Origin of the sequence: Arthrobacter gandavensis, assembly GCF_039528575.1 — a bacterium.
In the GTDB taxonomy this organism is placed as follows: Bacteria; Actinomycetota; Actinomycetes; order Actinomycetales; family Micrococcaceae; genus Arthrobacter_B; species Arthrobacter_B citreus_B.
In genome coordinates this window covers 101237-111131 of sequence record NZ_BAAALV010000007.1, presented here as the reverse complement: position 1 = coordinate 111131, position 9895 = coordinate 101237, and the positions used below count along the sequence as shown (strand labels likewise).

Annotated in this window: 7 protein-coding genes; 3 read left to right on the top strand and 4 right to left on the bottom strand. The window is 66.4% G+C overall.

The window, feature by feature from the left end; translation table 11 throughout:
- Positions 1-55: 55 nt before the first annotated feature.
- Positions 56-1534: an NAD-dependent succinate-semialdehyde dehydrogenase gene (locus ABFX29_RS14090; RefSeq protein WP_152228696.1), complete on the bottom strand. Its 1479-nt coding sequence runs from the start codon at positions 1532-1534 to the stop codon at positions 56-58.
- Between the two features lie 142 nt (positions 1535-1676).
- Complete coding sequence (rsmI, locus tag ABFX29_RS14085) at positions 1677-2558, bottom strand: 16S rRNA (cytidine(1402)-2'-O)-methyltransferase (RefSeq protein WP_275124687.1); 882 nt, start codon at positions 2556-2558, stop codon at positions 1677-1679.
- 70 nt (positions 2559-2628) lie between these two features.
- On the opposite strand from rsmI, the gene ABFX29_RS14080 reads away from it, so the two are divergent.
- Entirely contained in the window at positions 2629-4251 is a 1623-nt protein-coding gene (locus tag ABFX29_RS14080; protein ID WP_420831145.1) for a dolichyl-phosphate-mannose--protein mannosyltransferase, read from the top strand.
- Positions 4252-4289: 38 nt separating this feature from the next.
- Positions 4290-6104 (top strand): AMP-dependent synthetase/ligase, encoded by a 1815-nt coding sequence (locus ABFX29_RS14075; protein WP_152228699.1) that lies wholly within the window; start codon positions 4290-4292, stop codon positions 6102-6104.
- Positions 6105-6186: 82 nt separating this feature from the next.
- Here ABFX29_RS14075 and ABFX29_RS14070 read toward each other — a convergent pair whose 3' ends face one another.
- Together ABFX29_RS14070 and ABFX29_RS14065 are read right to left on the bottom strand one after the other, a co-directional pair.
- Entirely contained in the window at positions 6187-7761 is a 1575-nt protein-coding gene (locus tag ABFX29_RS14070; protein ID WP_246167586.1) for a lipoprotein intramolecular transacylase Lit, read from the bottom strand.
- Between the two features lie 137 nt (positions 7762-7898).
- Positions 7899-8894 carry a stage II sporulation protein M gene (locus ABFX29_RS14065; protein ID WP_211372403.1) on the bottom strand — a complete coding sequence of 332 codons (996 nt, stop codon included), beginning with the start codon at positions 8892-8894 and terminating at the stop codon, positions 7899-7901.
- Positions 8895-9030: 136 nt separating this feature from the next.
- Between ABFX29_RS14065 and ABFX29_RS14060 the strand changes: the two genes are divergently transcribed.
- Positions 9031-9837 (top strand): RDD family protein, encoded by an 807-nt coding sequence (locus ABFX29_RS14060; protein WP_152228700.1) that lies wholly within the window; start codon positions 9031-9033, stop codon positions 9835-9837.
- The last annotated feature ends 58 nt before the right edge of the window (positions 9838-9895 follow it).

Here is a 9895-nt window from a genome sequence, read left to right as displayed (position 1 = left end):
CCGGGAGACTTCTCCGGTGCGGGACCTGCGCAGGGCCGCGGACTGCGGCGGAGGACTATGCCGTGGGGTCGGCGATTCCGATGTACTGCGTGTACAGGTATTCCTCGATGCCCTCGTCGCCGCCTTCGCGGCCCAGGCCGGACTGCTTGACTCCGCCGAACGGGGCGGCGGCGTTGGACACGACGCCGGCGTTGAGGCCCAGCATGCCGGTTTCCAGCTTCTCGCCGATCCGCAGGCCGCGGTTCAGGTCCTCGGTGAAAACGTAGGCGATCAGGCCGTACTCGGAAGCGTTGGCCAGCTTCACGGCCTCCGCTTCGGTGGAGAAGGTGATGACCGGAGCCACGGGGCCAAAGATCTCTTCCTTCAGGATCCGGGCGCCGGCGGGAACGTTCTTCAGCACGGTCGGTGCGTAGAAGTAACCCGGTCCGTCCACGGGTGCTCCGCCCACTACTGCGGTGGCTCCGCCGTCGATCGCGTCTTCCACCAGGGAGTGGACCTTGTCGCGGGACTTCGCATCGATCAGCGGACCAATCTTGGACTCGTCCTCGGTTCCGCGGGCGGTGGTCATCGAGGCGACCTTGGCTGCGAACTTCTCGGAGAACTCATCGGCAATGTCCTCGTGCACGATGAACCGGTTGGCCGCGGTGCAGGCTTCTCCCATGTTCCGCAGCTTTGCGGCCATGGCGCCCTCAACGGCCTTGTCGATGTCCGCATCCTCGAACACCAGGAACGGTGCGTTGCCGCCCAGTTCCATGGACGTGCGCAGCACCTTGTCCGCGGCATCGCGGATCAGGCCCTGGCCCACCGGAGTGGAACCGGTGAAGGAGACCTTGCGCAGCCGGTCGTCCTGCATGATCGGTCCGGTTACCTCGCCGGCCTTCGTGGTTGAAACAACGTTGAGAACACCGGCGGGCAGGCCCGCTTCCATCATGACTGCAGCGAACAGCTGGGAAGTCAGCGGGGTCAGCTTGGCGGGCTTGAGCACCATGGTGCAGCCTGCGGCGACCGCGGGGGCGATCTTGCGGGTGGCCATCGCCAGCGGGAAGTTCCACGGCGTGATCAGCAGGCAGGGGCCAACCGGCTTCTTGGTGACCATGATGCGGGATTTGCCGTCCGGGGCGGTGCCGTAGCGGCCGGTGACGCGGACGGCCTCTTCGGAGAACCAGCGAAGGAACTCGGCGCCGTAGGCAACCTCACCGCGTGCTTCGGCCAGGGGCTTGCCCATTTCCAGCGTCATCAGCAGCGCAAAGTCCTCCGCGCGGGCGGTGACAAGTTCAAAGGCGCGGCGCAGGATTTCCCCGCGGACCCGCGGAGGCGTGGCGGCCCAGGACTCCTGGGCGGCAGCAGCGGCGTCCATGGCTGCGGCGCCGTCTTCGGTGCTTGCATCCGCGATGCTCAGGAGCACCTTGCCGGTTGCGGGATCCTCGACGTCGAAGGTCTTTCCGCCCGTGGCTTCGCGCCATTCTCCGTCAATCAGCAGGCCGGTGGGAACCTGGGCCAGCAGTGCGGCCTCGCGTTCAGCGGTTACAGCCATGGGTGAGCCTCCAAAGTATGCGGGTTTTCCGGATCACAATCTGCCCGGTGCTGACTTCACCGTAGAGCCCGCCGCCGAGAAGTGTAAATGCACCTCTGCACAAGGACATTTCCAGGACCCTGTGCAGTTGGCCAGTGCCGGGCTACGGGGTGCTGCCGCGTGCCGCCAGCACCGCCGAATAGAGCTCGCGCTTGCTGATCCGGGCGTCGGAGGCGACGGACGCCACCGCATCCTTCAACCGGGAGCCCTGCGCGATCAGGTCATTAACTGCCCCCACATGGTCCTCGGGAGCCTCCGGTTCGGCTTCTCCTGCTCCCCCGACGACGACGGCGATCTCTCCCCGGACTTCACTGGATTCTGCCCACTCCAGGAGTTCACGCAGGGGACCGCGCAGGACCTGCTCGTGCAGCTTTGTCAGTTCCCGTGCCACGGCGGCGGGACGTTCGGGACCGAACGCCGTGTCCAGTGCCCGAAGCATCGGCTCGAGGCGGTGCGGTGCTTCGAAGAAAACCATGGTGCGCTCCTCGCGTGCCAGCTCGGAGAGCCTGGCAGCGCGTTCACCGGACTTCCGCGGGAGGAAGCCTTCGAAGCAGAACCTGTCAGTGGGGAGACCGGAGAGCGCCAGTGCCGTAAGGACCGCAGACGGGCCCGGGGCTGCCGTTACGGCAATTCCTTCGGCCGCGGCGGCTTCCACCAGCCGGTACCCCGGGTCGGAGACGGAGGGCATGCCGGCGTCAGTCACCATCAGCAGCGTGGCTCCGCCGCGCACCAGTTCAAGCAGTTCGGGAGTACGCGACTGCTCGTTGTGCTCGTGGTAGCTCATGATCCGGCCCGTGGTGCTGATTTTCAGGGCACTGACCAGGCGGTGCAGGCGGCGCGTGTCCTCCGCAGCAATGACGTCAGCATGCTGCAGCAGGTCGATCAGGCGAACCGTCGCATCGCCCATGTTCCCGATGGGTGTGGCAGCCAGCACAATGTGGCCGGGGCCTGCCGCAGCGCGCGGCTCTGCGCCTTCGGTACTAATGGACTGCTGGGTCTCGCTGCTGCTGGAGTTCACCCTTCAACCCTACGCGACAGGCTATAGAGTTGTGCCCGTGACCCTGCCCCTGCCCTTCGCCCCGGCCCGGGACACCGCACCCCTGGTGCAGCCGGCGGATCAGGCGTTCACGGAAGGTTCGCTGCGGGACCGGCTGCTGGGAGCGGCACTGCCTTACCGTAGCTGGGCGTGGGCCGCCGCCCTGGGTACCGCGCTGCTTGCCGGCCTGCTTCGCTTCGTCCGGCTGGATGAGCCCGGCTCCCTGGTCTTCGACGAAACCTATTACGTCAAGGACGCCTACTCCTACCTCGTGTCCGGCTACGAACGTGCGTGGCCGGAGGACGCCAACGATTCCTTTGCAGCCGGAGAGCCGGACGGCCTGCTGGAGGGACCGGAGTATGTGGTCCACCCGCCGGTGGGCAAATGGATGATCGCCTTCGGCATGGCCCTGTTTGGGCCCGGTTCGAGTTTCGGCTGGCGCTTCTCCGCTGCACTTGCCGGAACACTGACCGTACTGCTGCTGGCGCTGATCGCGTGGCGCCTGTTCAGGTCGCCCCTGCTGGGCGGAGTTGCCGGGCTGCTGCTGGCGGTTGACGGGCACCATCTCGTCCTCTCCCGGACCTCGCTGCTGGATATCTTCCTCACCTTCTGGGTTGTTGCCGCCTTTGGTGCGCTTCTGCTGGACCGCGACGACGGACGGCGGCGGCTGGCAAGGAAGCTGCGCCGCCCGCCGGGCAGCCCACCGGATCCCGCTGCGCTGAAGACCGGACCATGGGTACTGTGGCGTCCCTGGCGGCTCGCGGCGGCTGTCTGCCTCGGCCTGGCGGTCGGCACCAAGTGGTCTGCCCTGGCCTTCGTCGCGGTCTTCGGCATCATGTGCGTCCTGTGGGATGTCAGTGCACGGCGGGTGGCGGGAATCCGCAACTGGCCTGCCGGCCTGCTCAAGGACGGCATACCGGCTTTCCTGACCATGATTCCCGCGGCTGCGGCCACGTACCTGGCCACATGGACCGGCTGGTTCCTTTCCAGCGGTGCCTACGGACGCCAGTGGGCGCAGGCCAATCCGGCGCCCGCGGGGCTCGCATGGGTTCCTGATCCGCTGCGGTCCCTCGCCGAGTACCACCGAAGCGCCTACAGCTTCCACAATGGCCTGTCCTCTGAACATTCCTACGAAGCCAGCGCCTGGACCTGGCTTTTCCTTGGCCGTCCAACGTCCTTTTTCTATGAAAGCCCGGACGCCCAGCAGGCAGGATGCGGTGCAGACTCCTGCACCTCCGCAATCACTTCCGTGGGCAACCCGCTGATTTGGTGGGCTGCGCTGCTGAGTCTGTTCGTGGTCCTGGCCTACTGGCTGGGGCGCAGGGACTGGCGTGCCGGAGCGGTGCTGTCCGGCATCGCTGCGGGCTACCTGCCCTGGTTCGCTTTTCCGGACCGGACCATGTTCTACTTCTATGCCGTCTCCTTCGTGCCGTTCCTCGTACTGGCCTTGACCTACACGCTGGGACTAATCCTGGGAAGGGCAGCAGATCCGCCGTTGCGCAGACGCCGCGGAGCAACCGTCACAGCGTGTTTCCTGGTCGCTGTGGTCCTGGTCTCCGCCTTCTTCTATCCGGTCTGGACGGCTGAAATCATCCCCTATTCTGATTGGCGGCTCCGTATCTGGATGCCGAGCTGGATCTAGGTCTCAACGCAATGTGCTCGCACAGAAAGGGAGGTCCCGTGCGCGAATCCTCCACCGGATTGTTCGTGAAGCTCCCCGAAGACTCCAACATCACCGACCTGCTGCTGGCTACGGCCGCCCGGACCCCCAACCTGGCGCTGTACGCACGCCGGACCGGCTCCGGCTGGTTGGACGTGAGCGCCGCAGAGTTCCTCGCAGAGGTCCGCGCTGCCGCCAAGGGCCTGATGGCTCAGGGAGTCCGTCCCGGCGACACCGTCGCGGTGATGTCAGGAACGCGGTACGAATGGACGGTAGTGGACCTGGCCATCTGGTTTGCCGGCGCAGTCACGGTCCCTATTTACGAAACCTCCTCCCCCACCCAGGTCCAGTGGATCCTCTCCGACTCAGGTGCGCGAATCGTCTTTGCGGGAGACGAAGGCAAGGCCCGGGTCATTGAGGCCGGCGCTGCCGCGGGCGGGATTCCGGTCCGGATCTGGAAGCTGACCGGCAGCGAAGACCCCGATTCTTTGGCCGCTCTTTCCGCGTCAGGAACCGGTGTAACGGATGTGGATCTAGAGTCCGCGCGCTCCTCCGCCGCGCTTTCCTCCCCGGCGTCCCTGGTCTATACCTCCGGAACCACCGGGCGGCCCAAGGGATGCACCATCAGCCACGGCAACTTTGCCCTGTTCGCCGTCAACGTGATTGAGCTTCTCCCCGAGATGCTGAAGCGTCCGGGCGCCAGGACACTGATGTTCCTTCCCCTGGCCCACGTGCTGGCCCGCGCCGTCCAGGTGGGCTGCCTGGCGGCAGGCGTCACTGTGGGACACAGCTCCAGCGCTTCAGCACTGGTAGAGGACCTGCGTACCTTCCGCCCCACCTTCCTCCTGGCTGTGCCCCGCATTTTCGAAAAGATCTATGCCGGTGCCGAGGAGAAGGCTGCTGCGGCCGGCAAGGGCCGCCTCTTTGACGCCGCTGCCTCCACCGCCGTCGCCTATTCCGAGGCGCGGGACAGCGCGGCACGCGGCGGATCCGGCCCATCCCTGCCGCTGCGCCTCCGCCATGCTGCCTTCGACCGGCTGCTTTACCCGAAGGTGCGGGCTGCGTTCGGCGGTGAAATGGACATTGCCATCTCCGGTGCGAGCCCGCTCAGCCCGCAGCTGGCGCACTTCTTCCGCGGGGCTGGAATAGCGGTCCTGGAAGGCTACGGCCTCACCGAAACCACAGCGCCGGCGTCCGTCAACACCATTCCGCTGACCCGGGTTGGAACGGTGGGGCTGCCGATGCCGGGCAACTCCATCCGCATTGCCGACGACGGCGAGGTACTGGTGCGCGGCGTCGGCGTCTTCACCGGTTACCACCGCAACCCGGAGGCCACAGCCGAAGCCTTCACCGACGAGTGGTTCCACACCGGCGACCTCGGCGCACTGGACGACGACGGTTTCCTGCGTATCACCGGCCGCAAGAAGGACCTGCTGGTCACCGCCGGCGGCAAGAACGTCGCTCCCGGGCCGCTGGAGGAAAAGGTCCGTGAACACCGCCTGGTCTCCCAGGTGGTGGTGGTTGGCGAAGGCCGTCCCTTCGTGGGTGCCCTGGTAACGCTCGACGACGAGGCGCTGGCGGCCTGGGCCCGCGAAAACAGCATCGAGTCAGCCGGACAACCCCTGACAGAGCATCCCCTTGTCCTGGCCCAGGTGCAGGAAGCGGTAGACGCTGCGAATGCCTCCGTTTCCAGGGCCGAGCAGATCCGCCGCTTCACGGTGCTCCCGAGGGACTTCTCCCTGGCCGGCGGCCACGTGACGGCGACGCTGAAGCTCCGCCGCCAGGCAGTGATCGCCGATTTCACCGCAGAGGTGGAGAAGCTCTACGCGAAGTAGTCCTGCCGGCTCCCTCCGGAGAACAGGAAAGCCGGGGCCCGCCATGGCGGGCCCCGGCTTTCCTGTTCTGCAGCGTGTGCAGCTAGAGCGCTTCGAGCGATTCAAGGTAGCGCCGTCGGCTTTCCTCGCGGGCAAGCCGGGAGCGTTCGCGGCGCTTCTTCGTTGGCCAGGTGAACACCATGACCAGTACACAGACGGCAAGGACTATGGCAGCGATCGCCCCGCCGGCGTCCATCCAGAACTGGGCAGGGAAGAGGCGGATCAGGGTGTCATCAAGACGGAACGTCCAGTTGCCCTGCGCGAAGAAGATGGTGTGCACCATGGTGAAGAACTCTTCCCAGGCCAGGACAGCAGCCACCAGCATCCCGGCGATGAGGGCCAGTGTTGCCACAGCGCCGGCAAACAGCGCCCGCCGGATTCCACCCGGGCAGCGGCGGGCCAGGTAAATCCCGCCGGCAATACTGATCAGTGCCATTGCCAGTGCTGTCACGAACGCGATGGTCAGGACGGTCTTGACGTCAGCCATGTGCGACACCTCGCTGGCCAGGTACAGCTGATCGCCGTCCGGGGTCACCAGGTCCCCCAGGTAGCGCGGAGACGCGAAGTTCAGGAGGTAATCCACGGCATAGGAACCGTAGGTTATGCGGTCATCCGTGCTGAACCCGAAGCTGTCCGCAGGGAAGCCGGGCCGGTTGTACTCGACCCACAGGAACAACGGTGTTGCCACCGCGCGAATGGCGGCGGCCAGCAGCATGACCGGGAAGAACACTGCGATGGCTACCTGGATGATCCGGCCAAGTACCGGCTTGGCGCTGGCTGCCCGTTCCCGTTCCGCGTTTCTGCGCTCTGCTTCCCCAGCCGGAACGGCGGGATCCGCGGGCATGGCTACGGTCTCCGGCTCGTAAGCGTTCGACGCGCCGATTTCACCGGTTGCCTGCTGCTCCCCCGTGCCCGGTCCGTACCAGGGGCCGCCGTCGGCAGTCGTGGGATGGGGGCCGGACGCCATTGGATCCTGCCCGGACTCGGCGGGACCGGCGTGATCGCCGGCGGCGTTGGGCACGGCAGGAGCCGGCTCGTCTTCGGGCGCTGCGCCGTCTGTTCCGGACTGGTTTTCCGTGCCGTAACGGCTCAGGTCGGGCATGGTGCTGGCAGCCCGCATCGGCAGCGTGCTCCGCTGCGCCAGGGAAGGGTGTCCTCCCGGCACTTCTTCACGGGCCCGGGCGGTGCCTGCCCTGCCGGCAGTGCCGCGGCCTTCCGCAGCAGGCTCGCCGGCTTGCCCGGCGTCGGCGGCAGCCTGGTCCTCGCTGGAAGGTGCCCGCCCGGCGTCGGCGGCAGCGTCGCCGGCAGCCTTGTCCTCGCCGGAAGCCTGGGCCCCGCCGGCCTGTGTTGCGTCGCCGGCAGCCTGGTCCTCGCTGGAAGGTGCCTGCCCGGCGTCGGGGCCAGTTCCTGCAAGCCCGGCGAACTCCGCGTCCCAGGCATCGTGTTCAGCCGGAGCCGCACTTTCCTGGGCAGGGCTCGTGGCAGCAGCATGGGTGCCGCTGACTATCGTCTCGCTTGCATCGGACGGGCTCGCGCCGTGCCCGTCCGGCGTCTGGCCTGAGGGGACGCCTTCCGTAGTGGGGTCTTGATCCTGGCTTGCCACTGCTTCGTCTCTCATCCAATCCTGTTTGAAGTCACCGGGGGTGGTGGGGGGAGTCCGGTTTCGTCCTTCATAGACACTACCGGCCACTGGTCCCTGAACCGAAGGTGCTCCCGGCGAGTCCGGACGGCGGGTTTCCGTCAGCGCACCGGAGGCTAGGCGGACCGGACTGTGGCTTCACCTGCATCGCGTGCCAGCAGGTCACCGCGGAATCCGGCCTCGTAGGCACGTTTGCCCAGGATCAGTGTGTAGGCCCAGTAGGCGGCCAGCACCAGGGCACCTATGGTGATGCGCAGCCAGGCAGGAAGTCCGCTGGGGGTAACGAATCCTTCCACCAGCCCGGAGATGAACAGCACAGCCACAAGTCCCAGGGCCACCGTCATCAGGGACCTGCCCTCCTGGGCCAGCGCGGTAATCCGGGGGCGCGGCCCGGGCGCAACCAGGGCCCAGAAAATCTGGAGTCCGGCCGCCGCTGCAATGAAGATGGCAGTGAGCTCCATGAATCCATGGGGCAGGATGTAGGTGAAAAAAGTGTCCAGCTCGCCGAAGGACGCCATAGTGCCTGCCGCTGTGCCCACCCCGACGGCGTTTTGGTACAGGATGTAGGGCACCCAGATCCCGGTGATGCCGAAAGCCACCGCCTGCAGCGCGATCCAGGCGTTGTTCGTCCAGACCATGCCGGCAAAGGATGCGGCGGGGTTTTCCGAATAGTAGGTGGCAAAGTCCGACTCTACGTACCGGCGGAGCTCCGCATCCGTTCCAATCGCGGAGAGGACACCGGGCGTATTGACCACCCAGTAAGCGGTCAGCGCCGAAACCAGGATAAAAAGCGCTCCGATGACGACCGTCAGTATCCGGACCCGGTAGAACGCTGCAGGCAGCGAGTAGACGAAGAATCCGGCCAGGTCCTCGAAGAAATTGGAACGTGCGCCGGTAAACCGGGTCCTGGCGCGGGAAAGCCGCATGGACAATGCTGCGGAGAGGGCACCCTCTGGAGCCACCGAGCGGATTACGGAAAGGTGTGTGGAGGCACGCTGGTAAAGCTGCAGCAGTTCGTCTGCCTCGGCCCCGTTCAGGCGGCGGCGGGCAGTCAGTTCATCCAGCCGCTTCCAGTCCTGGCTGTGTACGGCGGCGAAGGCATCCAAGTCCACGCCTCCACCCTAGCGGGCGCGAACGCCTTGGCCCCCCTATACACGGCACGGATGGGTAAAGTGGGGACCTGAGGAAGAGGGCGCTGGACCCGACGCGGGTGCCGGGACACATTGAGGGCGGAAGCAGGGGGCTGGCATGAGCACGGTGGTGACGGGTGAGGCCGTTGTCCTGGAACTGCGCCCGGCGTCTTTCGCTGCGCGGGGACTAAGCGTCCTGATCGACGTCGTATCCCAGCTGCTCCTGCTCCTTCTGCTGTTTTTCCTTATCGGCAATACCCTGGACGGCGCACTGGACCCGGCCCTGACCCGAGCCCTGCTGCTGGCCTGCATAGTCCTGGTTATCGTGGTGGTTCCCGTAGCCGTGGAAACGCTGACGCGCGGCAAATCGCTGGGCCGGCTGGTCATGGGCCTGCGCATCGTGCGTGACGACGGCGGTGCGGTGCGGTTCCGCCAGGCCTTTACCCGCGGAATCCTTGCCGTGCTGGAGATCTACATGCTGGCAGGTTCGCTGGCTTTCGTCACTGCGGTCTTCAACGAGAAGTCCAAGCGTCTGGGCGACATGCTTGCGGGTACGTACTCAATGCGCGAACGGGTAAAGGCTCCGCCGCCTGCCACCGTGGCCATGCCGGAGGAACTTGCTCCCTGGGCGCAGCTGGCGGACATTGGCCGGCTGCCGGATCCCCTGTCCAGGCGCGTATCCCGATTCCTGTCCCAGGCGCAGCGGATGGCTCCGCCGGCCCGCTCCTCCATGGCGGCGTCCCTGGCGACCGAGGTTTCCGCTTTTGTTTCCCCTCCCCCGCCTGCAGGCACTTTCCCGGAGTCCTACCTCCGCGCCGTCGTCACCCAGCGCCGGGAGCGCGATTTCGCCCGCCTCAGCGCCCAGCACAACCGAACCGAACAGCTGGGCCGCCGCCTGCACCGCCTCCCGTTTACGGATTCCTAGCCCGGTACCGGGGGCTGCCCGTCCCCGTGCAGAAACCGTGTACAGCACAAAGCCGCGC

Coding starts and splice junctions, on each gene's coding strand:
- ABFX29_RS14090 (WP_152228696.1), bottom strand. CDS start 1,534: ATGGCTGTAACCGCTGAACGCGAGGCCGCACTGCTGGCCCAGGTTCCC.
- ABFX29_RS14070 (WP_246167586.1), bottom strand. CDS start 7,761: ATGAGAGACGAAGCAGTGGCAAGCCAGGATCAAGACCCCACTACGGAA.
- ABFX29_RS14060 (WP_152228700.1), top strand. CDS start 9,031: ATGAGCACGGTGGTGACGGGTGAGGCCGTTGTCCTGGAACTGCGCCCG.